The following is a 15,446-nucleotide window of genomic DNA, read 5'->3' on the forward strand; positions in this document are numbered from 1 at the left end:
TGCGGTTCCGGTTCCCGATTTTGCGACGCGGAAAATCGGGAACCGGAGCCCGCCGTCAGTCGGCGGTCACGAAGCCCTGAGGCTCGCCCTTGTCGGCGAACTTGGCCTTGTGGGCCTTCTTCGCGGCGGCGATCATGAGCTTGATGCGGTTGAGCTGGTTGGCCTCGGAAGCACCCGGGTCGTAGTCGATGGAGACGATGTTGGCCTCCGGGTGCAGGCGCCGGATCTTGCCGAACATGCCGCGGCCGGTCACATGGTTGGGCAGGCAGGCGAACGGCTGCGCGCACACCACGTTCGGGCATCCCTGCTCGATGAGCTCGAGGATCTCGGCCGTGAGCAGCCAGCCCTCGCCGGCCTGCACGCCGATCGAGGTGACCTCGGCGGCCTTCTGGACGAGCTCGGGCATCGGGTCGTCCTGCTTGAACTTGCCGTGGGCGGTCGCGATGGCGGCCCTGATCGGCGCGTTGTAGCGGTCGAGACCCCAGCGCATGAGCGCGTAGAGCTTCTGGTTGCCGCCCATGCCGAGGTTCTTCTCGTTCCAGTCGGTGATGTACGGGCGGGTCGTCATGAACTCCATGATGCCGGGCACGACGGCCTCGCAGTCCTGCGATTCGATGACGTCGACGACGTGGTTGTTCGCGTCGGGCTGGTACTTGACGAGGATCTCGCCGACCACGCCGACGCGCACCTTGCGCGGGATGTCCTTCAGGGGCAGGGCGTCGAAGGACTTCACGATCTCCTTGGCGAGGACCGGGTAGGGCAGGTAGCCCTTCTTGAGCCACGGGGTCCTCGCGGCGGTCCTCGAGAAGCCGTGATGCTCGAGGGTCTCGCGCACGATCGTGTCCCACTGCTCGTAGAGCTTGTTCGCCGAGCCCTTCTCCACCTCGTACGGGCGCACGCGGTAGAGGCACTTCATCAGCAGGTCACCGAGGATCAGCGCCTTGACGGCGCGGTGGAGCATCGGCACGGTGGCCTTGAAGCCGGGGTTGTCCTCGAGGCCCTGCGTGGAGATCGCGATGACCGGGATCTGCGGGTAGCCGGCGTCGACCAGGGCCTTGCGGATGAGGCCGAAGTAGTTGGTCGCGCGGCACATGCCGCCGGTCTGGGTGATGGCGAGCGCGACGTGGTCCGGATCGTACTTGCCCTCGAGGATCGCGTCGATGAGCTGGCCGATGACCATGATCGCCGGGTAGCAGGCGTCGTTGTTCACGTACTTGAGGCCGGTCTCCACGTCCGAGCGGGAGGCGTGCTTGAGGACGTCGAACTTGTAGCCGCCGGAGCGGATGACCGCCTCGACCAGCGACAGGTGGATCGGGCTCATCTGCGGGGCGACGATCGTATAGTCGCGCTTCATGTCCTTGACGAACTTCTGACGGTGCGCGTAGCGGGACATGGTGGCGTTGTTGTGGCCCCTGCCCGACTTGGCCGGCTTGGCGGAGGTCTTGCCGTCGCCGGTGGTGCCATCGCCGAGAGACCCGAGGCGTGCGGCCTCGATGTCGCGCTGCGCGGCGCGCTTGGACGCCTCGCGCATGCGCTCGGTGAGCTTGGGGTTGGCGGCCATCGTGGTGTCGAGCAGGATCTGGCGGCCCGGGGTCGGCGCCTTGGAGCCGGTCCTGCGGAAGCCGGTGGACTTCGGCGCGGCGACCGGGGCGACGTCGGAGCCGGCCCTGACCTTGGCCTCGGCCGCGTCGACGGCGGCCTGGGCCTCGGCGAGCGCGGCCTTGGCGGCGGCGAGGTCGGCCTCGGCCTTCTCCTGCGCCCTGAGGCGGGTCTCAAGCTCGGCGGAGTTCGCGGCGATCGCCTTGTCGTCCACAAGTGGACGGTCATGCTTGTCGACGGCGGCGGACGCGGCGCGGGCCGCGCGGGCCTTGTTGGCCTCGCGCTCCTCGACGGCGGCCTTGAGCGAGCGCAGGCGGATCTTGGCGGCGCCGAGGTTGGAGACCTCGTCGATCTTGAGCAGCGTGTACACGTCGGCCTTGTCGGCGAGGATCTCGGCGACCTGGTCGGTGGTGATGGCGTCGAGTCCGCAGCCGAACGAGTTGAGCTGGACGAGCTCGAGGCCCGGGTAGGAGGCGACGAAGTGGGCCGCCGCGTACAGGCGGGAGTGGTAGGCCCACTGGTTGGTGACGCGCAGCGGCATGCGCGCGACGGTGAGCTTGCGGTCGCCGACGTGGCGGAAGCCGTTCGCGTTCTTCTTCCTCGGGTCCTCCTCGCCCTTCGAGAGGAACTCGGTGAGGTTGAGCCTCTCCCCCGGCTGCAGTTCGCAGATCGAGTCCTCGGAGAGCACCACCATGCCGAGCGCGCAGATGGTCTCGGGGATGCCGTGGTTGATCTCCGGGTCGATGTGGTAGGGGCGGCCGGCGAGCACGATGCCGCGGCAGTCGTGCTCCTTCATGTAGGCGAGGGCCTTGAGGCCCTCCTCCTGCACGTCGTGCTTGAAGACCTTGTCCTCGGCATAGGCGGCCTTGACGGCGGTCTCGGCCTCCTCGCGCGTGACGTTCGCCCACGCGAACTCCTCGACGATGCGGTCGACCATGAGCTCGTGGTTGGCGAGGTTGAAGTACGGGTGCATGTAGCGCACGCCGTCCTCGCGCAGTTCGGGCATGTTCGCGCCGACGACGAGCGGGTAGTTCGCCACGACCGGGCAGTTGTAGTGGTTGTCCGTGTTGGGCACGAGGTTGTCTTCGTAGCTCACGCACGGGTAGAAGATCGTCTTGATTCCCTTGTTCAGGAGCCACTTGATGTGGCCGTGCACGAGCTTGGCCGGGTAGCAGATGTTCTCGGAGGCGATCGACTCGATGCCGGTCTCGAACAGCTCATGGCTGGAACGGCCGGAGATCATCACCTTGAAGCCCAGCGAGGTCAGGAGCGTGAACCAGAACGGGTAGTTCTCGTACATGTTCAGCGCCCTCGGGATGCCGATCTCGCCGCGCGTGGCCTTCTTGTCGGTCAGACGGCGGTACGCGAAGCAGCGCTTGTACTTGTAGTCGTACAGGTTCGGGCGATCGGAGCGCTTCTTCTTCGCGTCGCCGCCGCGCTCGCAGCGGTTGCCGGTGACGAAGCGGGAGCCGTCGGAGAACGTGGTGATGGTGAGCTTGCAGTGGTTCTGGCACAGCTTGCACACGTCGCGTTCGGTGGTCATCGACATGTGGTCGAGCGCCTCGCCCGTCAGGATCGAGCTGGCGGTGTGGTGGACGCCGTCGATGACGACCTCGCCCTCGTGCGCATCGGCGTTGGGGGTGTCGCCCGCGGCGGACTCCTCGGCGGCGGCCGCGTCGGCGACGTCGACGGAACGCCCGTCCACGCCGACGCGCTCATGGTCGTCGTCGGCGACGTCCTGATAGTGCATGCGGGCCGTCAGGGCCGCGCCGTACGCGCCCATGAGGCCGGCGATGTTCGGACGGGTGACCTCACGCTCGGTCAGCAGCTCGAACGCGCGCAGCACGGCGTCGTTGAGGAACGTGCCTCCCTGCACGACGACGGTGTCGCCGAGCTCGCCGGAATCGCGCAGCTTGATGACCTTGTACAGGGCGTTGCGCACGACCGAATAGCACAGACCGGCGGCGATGTCCTCGATCGAGGCGCCCTCCTTCTGGGCCTGCTTGACCGACGAGTTCATGAACACGGTGCATCGCGAGCCCAGGTCGACCGGATGCGTGGAGGCGAGGGCCTTGGCCGTGAACTCCTGGATGGTCAGGCCCATCGACATCGCGAAGGTCTGCAGGAACGAGCCGCAGCCGGACGAGCACGCCTCGTTGACGGCGATCGAGTCGATGACGCCGTCGGTGATGGCCAGGTACTTCATGTCCTGGCCGCCGATGTCGATGACGGCGGTGACGCCGGGGCTGACCATCTCGGCGCCGCGGTAGTGGGCCATCGTCTCGACGACGCCCTCGTCGAGGTGCAGGCCGGTGGTGATGAGGCCCTCGCCGTAGCCGGTGGCGCACGAGCGCGCGATCCACGCGCCCTCGGGCAGTTCGGACTGGATCTGCTTGACGATGTTGATGGCCGCGGTCAGCGGGCTGCCCTCGTTGTTCGCGTAGGAGGACCACACGATCTCGCGGTCGTCGTTGACGAGCGTGGCCTTGATGGTGGTCGATCCCGCGTCGATGCCGAGGAAGTGCGGGCCCTTCGCGCCCTCGAGCGTGCCGATGTGCACGTGCTCGCGGTGATGACGCCTGTCGAACGCCTCGCGGTCGGCCTCGGTCGGGAACAGCGGCGGCATGGTCGGGGTGTTGGAGGGCAGGTTCTTGAGCTCGTCCAGGCGCTTGAGGATGTCGTCGCAGGTGCGGGCCTCGAAGTGGTGCCCCTCGTCGTCGGAGTCGATCTCGGCCTGCAGGGCGGCGCCGTAGGCGACGTACAGGTGGGCGTCGGTCGGCACGATGAACTCGTCGACCTTGCCGTCGAGCGCGCGCTGGAACGCGGCGCGCAGCTCGCTCATGAAGAACAGCGGGCCGCCGAGGAAGATCACGGTGCCGTGGATCGGACGCCCGGAGGCGAGGCCGGCGATGGTCTGCGTGGCGACGGCGGTGAAGATGGAGGCGGCGAGGTCCGGCTTGGCGGCGCCGTCGTTGATGAGCGGCTGCAGGTCGGTCTTCGCGAACACGCCGCATCGCGACGCGATCGGGTACAGGTTCTCGTAGCTCTTGGCCATCTCGTTCAGGCCCGCGGCGTCGGTGTCGAGGAGCGTGGCCATCTGGTCGATGAACGCGCCGGTGCCGCCCGCGCACGAGCCGTTCATGCGCTGCTCGGGGGTGGGCTTCAAATACGTGATCTTCGCGTCCTCGCCGCCGAGCTCGATGATGACGTCGGCCTGCGGGTACTCCTTGTCGATCGCCTCGGTCTCGGCGATGACCTCCTGGACGAACGGCACATGCATGCTGTCCGCGAGCGCGAGTCCGCCGGAGCCGGTGATGGCGAGGCGGATCGGCTCGTCGCCGCGGCCGAACTCGACGAGCTTCTTGTGGATGTCGACGAGGAGTCCGGCGACGGTGGCGCGCACGTTGGCGTGATGGCGGCGATAGTCGGAGAACAGGGTCTCGGACAGGGAGTCGGACTGGTCGAGCACCACGGCCTTCACGGTGGTGGAGCCGATGTCCAATCCCACACGCAACGGCTTCGTATCGCGGTTCGTCGCCGCGGTATGTGCTTCGTTCACCATGCAAAACCTCTTCAACCGATTTTCCGGGACGCGTCTTGCGAGTCGCGCATAAATCGCGTATGGCCCGGCTACTCAAATCCCATACTGTAGTCCGAAGCCCCACCCAAGAGGGGTGGGTCACGCGGGGGTCGGGCGTGATTCATCTAACAGTGGAAGCGGTAAACGCAACGGTTGCGCGCGTCCTGTCGGGATTGCGAAACCTCCTTGAAAGCAAAGTCGCCTTTCCGGCGACACCGTCGACACCGTCGAACGGCACACGCCGGAAAGGCGCCATGACATGAGATCAATCACGAACGGGATGGTCGCTCCGAAACCGAAGCGACCATCCCGTTCACGAAATCATCCCTTCACCGATCCGGCCACCAGTCCGGAGACGATCCACTTCTGGCAGAAGATGAAGAAGACGAACACCGGAACCAGCGCGATCACCGTGATGGTCATGAACGCCGGCCAGTTGGTGGTGAACTGGCTCATGGAGTTGAACACCTGCAGGATGATCGTGCGATTGTCCGTGGAGGACAGGAACACATTCGGCTGCAGGAAGTCGTTCCACGTGGACAGCGTCTGGAACACGACCACGGTCGCCAGAATCGGCGTGATCATCGGAAGGACGATCTTGTAGTAGATCCTGAACGGACCGGCGCCGTCGATGCGCGCCGCTTCCAGCACCTCCATCGGCAGCTTCCGCATGTATCCGACGATCAGGAAGTAGCAGAAAATCGAGTTGACCAGGTACAGCGCGATCAGGCCCCACAACGTGTTGACGAGATGGAGGTTGGCCTCCATGCGGTACTGCGGGATCAGCGTGGCCTGCAACGGGATGCAGAAAGCCACCATCAGCACGGCGCCGACTCCTGCGGTGAACCAGCTTTTACGCAGAATCATGCCGTATGCGGCCAGGGAACCGATGAACAGCTGAAGGAAGACCGCCACGACCGTGACGATCAGCGAGTTCAGGAAGCTGCGGGCGATCGGCAGGTTGGCGAAGGCATCGATGTAGTTCTGGATGGACCATGTCTCAGGCAATCCGAACGGAGACTTCGCCATGTCGATGGAGGTCTTGAACGAATTGATGATGATGTAGTACAGCGGGAGCGCCATCACGATCGCTGCGGCGTTGATGAGGATCGTACGCGCCCACACGCCGATCTTCGCCCTGGTGCTTGGCTTGAGCCCGTTCATATTACGCAAACCTCCTAGAGATGGCGCTGGTGAGTGCCGCCTGTCCGAGAACCACGATCAGGCACGCCAGCGTGAACAGCACCGCCAGCGCCGAACCAAGACCGTACTGCGACTGCGAAATACCATGGACGATAATCGCCTGGGTGATGGTGTTCGTGGAATATCCGGGACCGCCCTTGGTCATGCCGAAGGGCAGATCGTACACCTTCAGTCCATTGGTGATGAGCAGGAACGTGGAGACCACGATTCCGGGAATGAGCTGCGGCAGCGTGATGTGGATGAACTTTTGGAATCCGCTGGCGCCATCGACGGCGGCCTGCTCGTAAAGGTCCGCGGGAATCGCCTGCAGATACGCCAGGTACAGGGTGGCATGCCAGCCCACGGCCGCCCAGATGGCCACGAAGATCACGCAACCGCGGGCCAGGGTCGCATTGGACAACCACGGGATGGAATCCAGTCCCGTCGACACCAGCACGGAATTGAGCGCGCCCGTCTTCAGCGGGGAGAGGATGAAGCTCCACACCATGCCCAACACGATCAGCGAGGGAACGCCCAGAAAGAAGAACAGGGAGCGGGCGAACGAGCGACCGTGGAACTTCGTGTTGAGCAGCACCGCCAGAGGAATGGCGATGATCGTGGTGATCAGCGTGGTGGAGAGCGCGAACAGGATGGTGAATCCCAGACCCACCAGCAGGGAGGGATCAGTGAACACCTTGCGGTAATTGTCGAGGCCGACGAAATTCACATCGGGGTTCAATCCGGTGTAGTCGGTGAAGGAGTAATACACCGTCTGGATCAAGGGGATCAGCGTCAGCACGACGAACACCGCGAGGACGGGAATCAGGAATCCGGTGGACGATGCCGATTCAACGAATCCGCGGGTTCTGTACCACGGAATCCTGTGAACGCCATCACGTCCACCGACGTTAACGTCGCCGCTGCTGTCGGACTGCCGCATCACTGCGGTGTTGCATGTTTGTGCCGTCATGTCTTAACTGCCTTTCCATAAGGAACGAGTCGGGGCGAAGCTTCTCTGGCGTACAGGAGAGGAGAATCGTCAGGAGGTTCGCCCCGGCTGGAGCGGCGACGCGCATCGGAGCGTGGAAGCCCCGCGCCCAGAGAACCGGTCGCCGCTGATTTGCGCATTCGCTTGGATTGCGCATTCATGCCGATTGCCTTACTTGGCGTTGGCCTTCCAGGTCTCGTCCATGTGCTTGGCCACCGAAGCGGCGTCCGTGCTGCCCTGGATGAGCAGCTGCCACTGGGAGGTCATTTCCGTGGCCATCACGTTGCCGTTCTGAGACCAGTTGGTCCAGTAGTACTTGCCGGTGGTCACATAGTCGTTGTAGATGTCCTGCAGCTGCGGAGCCACGTCGGCAGCGTATTCGGAGGAGACGGAGATCTGGCCGATGTTCTTCTCCTCGAGCTTGAGGCCCTCTTCGGAGTTCATGAAGGCAAGGAATTTCTCGGCGGCCTTGAGCTTATCGCCGTCGATCTTCGAGGAGATGGCGAACGGGGAGTCCGGGCCGCCACCCACGTACGGCTCGCCGCCTTCCACCGCGGGGAACGGTGCGGTGGCGTAGTCGACGCCGGAGGAGTCCAGATCGGGGAAGTCCCACGGGCCGGAGCGGAACATGGCCAGCTGTCCGGTCATGAATTGCTGCTTGATCTGGTCGTTGTTCACGCCCACGACTTCCTTGGGCATGGTGCCGGAGTCGATGAGCTTCTGCCATTCCTTGATGATCGGGGTCCATTGCTTCTCGAAGCTGCCGCCTTCACCCATTTCCGTCCATTCGCTGGTGGCGATGCCCTGCTTGGCGTAGTAGCCGCCGAGCATCGGCTGGAACGAGCCGGAGACGACGGTCGGATCATCCATATACGGCGTGATTCCCGCCGCCTGCAGCTTCTTGCCCAGCTCGCAGAACTCGTCGATCGTCTCAGGCACGGAATCGTATCCGACCTTCTTGAGCAGGTCCTTGTTGTATACGATGACGCCGACCCATGCGGTGGGGCTCATACCGTAGACCTTGCCGTCACGCGTATAGAGGTCCTTATTGGTGTCCGGAATGGAATCCATGAACGGCTCATCAGTCAGATCCTTGGCCAGGCCGGCGTCCAACACTTCGTTGCGCGTCTCGATGGACATGTGGAACACATCGGGCAGCTGGTTTCCCGCGGCGCGCGTGGTCAGCGTCTGCGCGTAATCGGCGGCTTCTCCCTGTGCGGTGCTCAGATCGACCTTGATATCGGGGTTGGCCTTCTCGAAGGCCTCGATGATGGGCTTGACCTGATTCTCGTTGTTCCACGAGAAGTAGGTGATGGTGGTCTTGCCGGAATCAGCCGTTCCACTACCGCATGCGGCCAGAGGAACGATCATCGCCGCTGCGGCTACGGCCGCGATGATGGTCTTGGAGAGCTTCATGATTCTTCTTCCTTCCTGCGGCGCCCGCTTTGGCGTCGCCAAGAACGTTGATCAAGCTCGGCTCGAACCTTGGGGCCACTATGCCCCTCCATTGCGTACCGTCTTGATTTGTTAATACGTATGAGTAACTACGTGACTTCAGTATGCCACCAAGGGGCAATGGCGGCAAAGCGGCGTGTCGCAGCGATGATATTCCCGTAAAACCTCGTAATAAAGCCATTCATTGGGGCATCCACCGCAACGATCACCCTTCGGCCCACATGCAGGAAATCACGCCACGCCGGGATTTGTAAATCGTCACCTTCGCCTTAATAATACGTATTAGATATACGCGGCACCGCAGCTGCGTCAGATACCCGCCGTACATAGATGACATAGGGAAGAGCAACCATGAACACCACCATCCAAAGCGCCACAATCGATCTGCTGCCCGATGAACGCTGGTGGGGAGGCCGTGCAGCGGACGGCCGACTCATGCCGTTCGGCGCACAGCCGTTCTCCTGCGACCTGGCCACCTGGAAGCACGAGGACGGCCAGCTGCCCGAAGCCTCGAACCAGAGCGCGCCACTGCTGATCTCCACCTGCGGCCGGTATATATGGTGCGACAAGCCGTTCGCGTTCTCCTTTGAAGACGGACACCTGACCGTGCAGGCCGATCATCCCGTCATCGTGCACGGCGATGGCGACGGCACGTTGCGCGACGCATTCCTCGCCGCAAGCCGGAACCACTTCCCCCCGTCCGGCGCGACTCCCGCCAAGGCCATGTTCGCCAAACCGCAATACAACACGTGGATCGAAATGCCCTACCGCCCGACCCAGCAGGCGGTGCTCGCCTACGCCGACGCGATGCTGGCCGCCGACATGCCCCCGGGCGTGCTGATGATCGACGACAAGTGGAGCCCCGACTACGGAACCTGGACCTTCGACCCGGCCACGTTCCCGGACCCGCGGGAGATGCTCCGTCAGCTGCACGACAAGGGATTCGACGTCATCGTCTGGCTGGTGCCGTTCGTCAGCCCCGATTCCGCGGTGTTCCGCGAGCTCGAGGCGCGTGGACTCATGCTGCGCGACCGCCACGGACGCACGGCCATCCGCCGCTGGTGGAACGGGCTGAGCGCCGTGCTCGACCTGAGCAACCCGGAAGCGAGACAGTGGATCCGCGGCCGGCTCGACGCGCTGTGCGAGCTCGGCGTGGACGGCTTCAAGTTCGACGGCGCCGACCTGTACGACTTCCACGACGACGATCTGCCGTCCACTCCGATGACGTCCAACGACATGTGCGAGCAGTGGGCCGCGATCGGCGTGCATTACCCGTTCAACGAGTTCCGCGCCTGCTGGAAGATGGGCGGACAGCCGCTCGCGCAAAGGCTTCAGGACAAGCCCGCCACCTGGGACGAGTACGGCATCGGTTCGCTGATTCCGGAGATGCTGGCGCAGGGCATGATCGGGCAGCCGTTCGTCTGCCCCGATATGATCGGCGGCGGCGAAGTCAACAGCGCCAAGCATTCGAACGTGGACCAGGAGTTCTTCGTCCGCTACGCGCAGATCGCAGCGCTTTCCCCGATGATGCAGTTCTCCACCGCCCCGTCCCGCGTGTTGGACGCCGATCATCTCGAAGCCGTGCGCAGGGCATTGGCCATTCGTGAGGAATACCTGCCGACGATTCTGCGGCTTGCCGATCATGCGGCGCAGACCGGCGAGCCGATCATCCGCCCGATGGCCTACCACTTCCCCGACATGGATCCCGTCACCGATCAGTTCCTTCTGGGCAGTGACATCATCGTCGCCCCCTGCACACAGCGTCATGCGGTTTCCCGGCGAGTGTCGATTCCCGAGGGGCGATGGCGTGCGGACGACGGTCGGATCATCACGGGACCTGCCGTCATCGACACGCCTTGCCCGCTTGACAGGCTGCCGCATTTCATGCGCGAAGACTGATTGCACGACTCGCGAAGACCACCACCCCTTCAGCCGATCGGATAAGGACGACCAAGAGACCGGCAGCATAAGGGGTGAGCCGCACGGGCTAATATCGAATAGCGGCGTGGCGACGACGCGACCGCCGGCGCATCCCGCCGAAACACAACGCAAGAGGACCTCATGACCACCAGACAAGCCGGAACCCGACCGCCGACCAGCAAGGACGTCGCCGCCCTGGCGGGCGTATCCCAAAGCACGGTGTCGTTCGTCATCAACGGCAAGAACACCGTGTCCGAAGCGACGCGACGGCGGGTCGAGGAGGCGATGCGCAAACTCAACTACCAGCCGAACGCAGGCGCGCGCACGTTGAAGACGAACCGCACCAACATCATCGCGCTGTTCGTGGAGATGAGCGAGACGATCGACGCCAACGAGACCACGCCGTACATCGACGCCATCGTGCGCAGCGCACGCGCACGCGATTACGACGTCATCCTCACCACCACGCATGACGGCGTCGCCGCGCTCAAGCGCATGGCCGGCAAATCGATCTGCGACGGCTTCATTCTCATGGACGTCAGCCGCGAGGATCCCCGCATCCCCATCGCCGCCGAACTCAGCCAGCCCGTCACGCTCGTGGGCCGCGCCAACAACGCGCGGGGGCTGGATTGCGTGGACGCCGACGCCCGCAAGGCCGCGCTGTTGGCCGTGGACGAGCTCGCCGACACCGGGCATCACCATGTGACGATGGTCGGCACGCAATTGGGCACCGACCCGAATGCATACAACTTCGTCGACGAGTTCTACAGCACCGCACACCGACGCGCGGATGAACGCGGGTTGGGATTCTCCATCGTGCAACGACTCGGCGAAGGTTGGCCCGGCATCGAGAAGACCGTCGACCAGCTGCTGCTGCATGCCGACGACCGGCTTGGCATCATCGTCCGGCAGCCTCAGCCGACCGAATGGCTGCTGCGCACGTTGCGCCGGCACGACGTGATTCCCGGACGGGACGTCTCCGTGGTGTCGTACTGCTCGGACTACGCCGCGACATCATTCGAATGGCAGGTCACCAACGTATCCACCACGCCTGAACGGCTGTCCGAACGAGCCGCCGGCCTGCTCTTCGACCGGCTCGAGGGCGATCGCAATCGCGATGCACGATGCGAGTTGATCGCGCCGGCAGGCATCACGCGACGATCCACCACCATCGATTGGACCAAGCGCTGAGCTACGCCGACGACGCGCCATCGTCACGATGCCTGACAGACGTCCTGAACGCGCGCGGCGTCAAGGCGCACCGAGGGAAGGCGTGCAAAGGCACGTCGACCAAGGAGCTACGCCGACGACGCGCCGTTCAGGACGCCTGTGCGCCTTCGCCGGCCTCGCGGTCCTTCAGATAGATCTCGGGGATGTCGCGCTCCTGGTCGTGGAGCTTGGCCCAGATGATGGGTTTGCCGGCCTCGAGGGACCTGGGCACGTCGATGATGCGCTGGTTCCTCGAGCCGCGGAACTGCAGGAGCGAGTCCTTCTGGGTCTTGAGGTACCGCCCGTCGACGAGGACGTCGATGAGCTTCAGGAGCTCGATCTTGTCCGGGGTCTCCCCCGGCCTCATGAGCTCCTCCCACGTGTAGCCGGTCCACGACCAGATGTCCTTGGTCTTCCCGAACTCGCGGCGGATGCGCTCGGCGAGCGGCAGCAGCACGGGCGTGTTGAGCAGCGGCTCGCCGCCCAAAAACGTGATGCCCTGCACCCACGGCGCCCTGAGGTCCTCGATGATCCTGTCCTCGAGCTTCTGCGTGTACTCGTGACCCGCCTTGAAGTCCCAGATCGACGAGTTGAAGCAGTCGACGCAGTGGAACGGGCATCCGGACACGTACAGCGAGTTGCGCACGCCCTCCCCGTCGGTGACGACGAACGTCTTGTAGTCGGCGATCATCCGCTTCGACATGCGCCGCCCGTCCCACTGCCCCGCACGCGGATCATTGGCCAGCCCGTTCGAAGGCACCGAAGGCCCCCGCCCGGTCTCCCCCGCAGCAAAATCCCGCCGAATCATCTCACGTGTCGTCTCGGCCATCACCGATTCCGCCTTTCCGTCGCCGTTCAGTCGATTCGGGGAGCGCCACCACCCCCAGTCGGCTGCCGCCGACAGCCCCCGCCAGCGGGGGCGGGCTTATGTTTTGACAGTACCGTTGTGCGCGAACCGGAATCCGCCTTGGCGCTCCCACCCAACCGTAACGTTGAGCGCAAACGGAGCGGCGGTTGCCGTAATACGTTGACCGACCGTAGGCTTGGCCGAGCGGCCTTGAGCGTGTCGGTCAACGTATTACGGCAACCGCCGCGGATACGAGCTTCGCGATACCAGTAGTTACTTGGTCTCTTCGAACCACTCGCGAGTCGACCCGTCATCCAGCGTCACATGACCGGTCTCGCCGCTCATGTGCTTGACGCGGTGGGAGATCTCCTCGTGACGGCCGTGGACCATCGGGCGGGACACCGGGTTGCCCAGGTAGCCGCAGGTGCGCTTGGTCACGTTGCACTTGTCCGGGTCGGAGTTGCCGCACTCGGGGCACTTGAAGCCCTCGTCGGTCGGCTCGAAGTCGCCCTGGAAGCCGCACACGAAGCAGTGGTCGATCGGCGTGTTGGTGCCGAGGTAGCCGATGCCGACGTTGTAGGCGTAGTCCCACACGGCCTCGAGCGCCTTCGGGTTGTCCTGCAGGCACGGGTACTCGCAGTAGTTGATGAAGCCGCCGGAGGCGTAGTACGGGAAGTCCTTCTCGTAGTTGAGCTTCTCCATCGGGGTGGGCTGCAGCCACACCGGGTAGTGGAACGAGTTGGTGTAGAAGTCGTGGTCGGTGACGCCCTCGATGCGGCCGAACTTCTCGCGGTCCATGCGGTTGAAGCGGTCGGTGAGGGATTCGGCCGGCGTGGAGTACACGGAGTAGTGGTAGCCCTCCGCCTTGCTCCACTGCTTGCACAGCTCGTTCATGCGCTTGACGATGGACAGCGCGAACTCCTTGCCCTCCGGGTCCCAGCCGTGGTCGCGGATCCAGTTCTTGCCGTAGAACACGGCGGTGGTCTCCGCCAGTCCGATGTAGCCGAGGGACACGGTGGCGCGCTCGTTCTTGAACAGGGCGTCGACGCTGTCGTTGGCGCCGAGACGGCCGAAGGCGCCGAAGCGGAACAGGGTCGGGGCGTTGACCGGGGTGGCCTGCTTGCAGCGCATGATGCGGAACTGCAGGGCCTGGTGCGCGACCTCCATGCGCTCCTCGAACAGCTTCCAGAAGCGGGCCTTGTCGCCGTGGGATTCGATGGCGATGCGCGGCACGTTGACGGAGACGACGCCGAGGTTCATGCGGCCGTCCTCCTCGTCCTTGCCGGTCTCCGGGTTGATCCAGCCCTGGAGGAAGGAGCGGCAGCCCATCGGCGCCTTGAAGGAGCCGGTGATCTTGACGATGTTCTCGTAGAACACGACGTCCGGGTACATGCGCTTGGTGGCGGACTCGAGCGCGAGCTGCTTGAGGTCGTAGTTCGGATCGCCCGGATCGGCGTTCACGCCGTGGCGCACGGTGAACACGAGCTTCGGGAAGATCGCGGTGTGGTGCTCCTTGCCAAGGCCGCGGATGCGGTTGAGCAGGATCGCGCGCTGGATCTCGCGGGCGAACCAGTCGGTGCCGAGGCCGAAGCCGACGGTCACGAACGGGGTCTGGCCGTTGGAGACGCGGTTGGAGTTAATCTGGTACTCCATGGTCTGCATGGCGTCGTAGATGGCCTTGCGGGTGCGGATCTTGGCGAGGATCTCGCGCTCCTGCTCGAGCTCGTCGACGTCGGTGTGGAACGGCACGTCCATCGGCAGCGGCTCGCGGCCCTTCTCGAAGTGCAGCTTGGCCGGCTCGTTGGCCTTGGCGTTGGCGACCTGGCGGCGGGCGAACTCGATCGGCATGTCGTCCGGGATCATCTCGCGGGCCTCCTCGAGGAACTTCTCGTAGTCGAGGCGGGCGTAGACGGCGAGGTGCTCGTCGGCGCGGTTGGCGGTCTGGCCGCCGTACTGGCTGGAGGCCACGTCCTTCATGATCTGGGTGATCTGGGTGGCGGCGATGGCGATGGACTTCGGGGAGGCCATCGGCGCGTTGCCGAGGGTGAAGCCGTTGGCGAGCATGTCCCAGAAGTTCGGCAGGGAGCAGTTGGACTGCGCGGTGAACGGCGAGTAGTCGGCGTCGTGGAAGTGGATGTCGCCCTTCATGTGGGCGTTGGAGACGGCCGGCGGCAGCATGTTGAACGCGGCGGCCTTGGAGACGGCGCCGGCCAGCAGGTCGCGCTGGGTGGCGTAGACGTTGGCGTCCTTGTTGGCGTTCTCGTGGATGAGGGTCGGATCCTGGTTGATGAAGCGGGACACGGCCTCGTTGACGTCGGTGGCCTTGGCGCGCTGGATGTCCTTGTCGAGGCGGTAGTTGGTGTACGCGCGGGCGACGTCGTACAGGTGCGCGTCGATGAGGGCGTGCTCGACGAGGTTCTGGATGTCCTCGATCTTGGCGGGACCGGCGTAGCGCTCCTTGATCTCGCCTTCGACCTGGTTGGCGAAGCCGCGGATCATGGCGTCCTCCTCCGGGCCGATCTGCTTGTCCAGATCGCCGAAGGCGGCCTTGACGGCCTCGATGATGTTGATCGGGTCGAAGTCGACGATGCGGCCGTCGCGCTTCTCCACCTGCACCGTGCGGGCGGTGTTCTTGACGGTTGTGGTCGCTGCATCCATGACTGCGG

The 15,446-nt window shown here is 64.4% G+C and carries 8 protein-coding genes; 2 read left to right on the top strand and 6 right to left on the bottom strand.

Annotated features, from left to right (window positions below; translation table 11 throughout):
• Positions 1 to 55 precede the first annotated feature (55 nt).
• The 4 genes from JS528_RS05445 to JS528_RS05460 form a co-directional block, all read right to left on the bottom strand.
• A complete protein-coding gene (locus JS528_RS05445) occupies positions 56 to 5,161 on the bottom strand; it encodes an acyl-CoA dehydratase activase-related protein (RefSeq protein ID WP_214358077.1) in 5,106 nt (1,701 codons plus the stop codon).
• A 339-nt stretch (positions 5,162 to 5,500) separates the two neighbouring features.
• Positions 5,501 to 6,343 carry a carbohydrate ABC transporter permease gene (locus JS528_RS05450; RefSeq protein WP_214358078.1) on the bottom strand — a complete coding sequence of 281 codons (843 nt, stop codon included), beginning with the start codon at positions 6,341 to 6,343 and terminating at the stop codon, positions 5,501 to 5,503.
• Position 6,344: 1 nt separating this feature from the next.
• Positions 6,345 to 7,331 (bottom strand): carbohydrate ABC transporter permease, encoded by a 987-nt coding sequence (locus JS528_RS05455; protein ID WP_240541346.1) that lies wholly within the window; start codon positions 7,329 to 7,331, stop codon positions 6,345 to 6,347.
• A gap of 189 nt (positions 7,332 to 7,520) precedes the next feature.
• The gene (locus JS528_RS05460; protein ID WP_214358079.1) at positions 7,521 to 8,765 is read right to left on the bottom strand and encodes an ABC transporter substrate-binding protein; all 1,245 of its coding nucleotides are present in this window, start codon (positions 8,763 to 8,765) and stop codon (positions 7,521 to 7,523) included.
• Positions 8,766 to 9,155: 390 nt separating this feature from the next.
• On the opposite strand from JS528_RS05460, the gene JS528_RS05465 reads away from it, so the two are divergent.
• Together JS528_RS05465 and JS528_RS05470 are read left to right on the top strand one after the other, a co-directional pair.
• Positions 9,156 to 10,703, top strand: coding sequence for a glycoside hydrolase family 31 protein (locus JS528_RS05465; RefSeq protein ID WP_214358080.1), 1,548 nt, complete (start codon positions 9,156 to 9,158; stop codon positions 10,701 to 10,703).
• A 162-nt stretch (positions 10,704 to 10,865) separates the two neighbouring features.
• Positions 10,866 to 11,915, top strand: coding sequence for a LacI family DNA-binding transcriptional regulator (locus JS528_RS05470; RefSeq protein ID WP_214358081.1), 1,050 nt, complete (start codon positions 10,866 to 10,868; stop codon positions 11,913 to 11,915).
• A 127-nt stretch (positions 11,916 to 12,042) separates the two neighbouring features.
• Here JS528_RS05470 and nrdG read toward each other — a convergent pair whose 3' ends face one another.
• Together nrdG and nrdD are read right to left on the bottom strand one after the other, a co-directional pair.
• Entirely contained in the window at positions 12,043 to 12,762 is a 720-nt protein-coding gene (gene nrdG / locus JS528_RS05475) for an anaerobic ribonucleoside-triphosphate reductase activating protein (RefSeq protein ID WP_214358082.1), read from the bottom strand.
• 291 nt (positions 12,763 to 13,053) lie between these two features.
• Positions 13,054 to 15,438 carry an anaerobic ribonucleoside-triphosphate reductase gene (nrdD, locus tag JS528_RS05480; RefSeq protein ID WP_420838193.1) on the bottom strand — a complete coding sequence of 795 codons (2,385 nt, stop codon included), beginning with the start codon at positions 15,436 to 15,438 and terminating at the stop codon, positions 13,054 to 13,056.
• Positions 15,439 to 15,446: the final 8 nt, after the last annotated feature.

The sequence above is a fragment of the Bifidobacterium santillanense genome (assembly GCF_018555385.1).
In the GTDB taxonomy this organism is placed as follows: Bacteria; Actinomycetota; Actinomycetes; order Actinomycetales; family Bifidobacteriaceae; genus Bifidobacterium; species Bifidobacterium santillanense.

What these genes read in the sequence shown, in the direction of transcription:
- JS528_RS05445 (WP_214358077.1), bottom strand. Translation starts at nt 5,161, where the DNA reads ATGGTGAACGAAGCACATACCGCGGCGACGAACCGCGATACGAAGCCG.
- JS528_RS05465 (WP_214358080.1), top strand. Translation starts at nt 9,156, where the DNA reads ATGAACACCACCATCCAAAGCGCCACAATCGATCTGCTGCCCGATGAA.
- JS528_RS05470 (WP_214358081.1), top strand. Translation starts at nt 10,866, where the DNA reads ATGACCACCAGACAAGCCGGAACCCGACCGCCGACCAGCAAGGACGTC.
- nrdD (WP_420838193.1), bottom strand. Translation starts at nt 15,438, where the DNA reads ATGGATGCAGCGACCACAACCGTCAAGAACACCGCCCGCACGGTGCAG.
- JS528_RS05455 (WP_240541346.1), bottom strand. Translation starts at nt 7,331, where the DNA reads ATGACGGCACAAACATGCAACACCGCAGTGATGCGGCAGTCCGACAGC.
- nrdG (WP_214358082.1), bottom strand. Translation starts at nt 12,762, where the DNA reads ATGGCCGAGACGACACGTGAGATGATTCGGCGGGATTTTGCTGCGGGG.
- JS528_RS05450 (WP_214358078.1), bottom strand. Translation starts at nt 6,343, where the DNA reads ATGAACGGGCTCAAGCCAAGCACCAGGGCGAAGATCGGCGTGTGGGCG.
- JS528_RS05460 (WP_214358079.1), bottom strand. Translation starts at nt 8,765, where the DNA reads ATGAAGCTCTCCAAGACCATCATCGCGGCCGTAGCCGCAGCGGCGATG.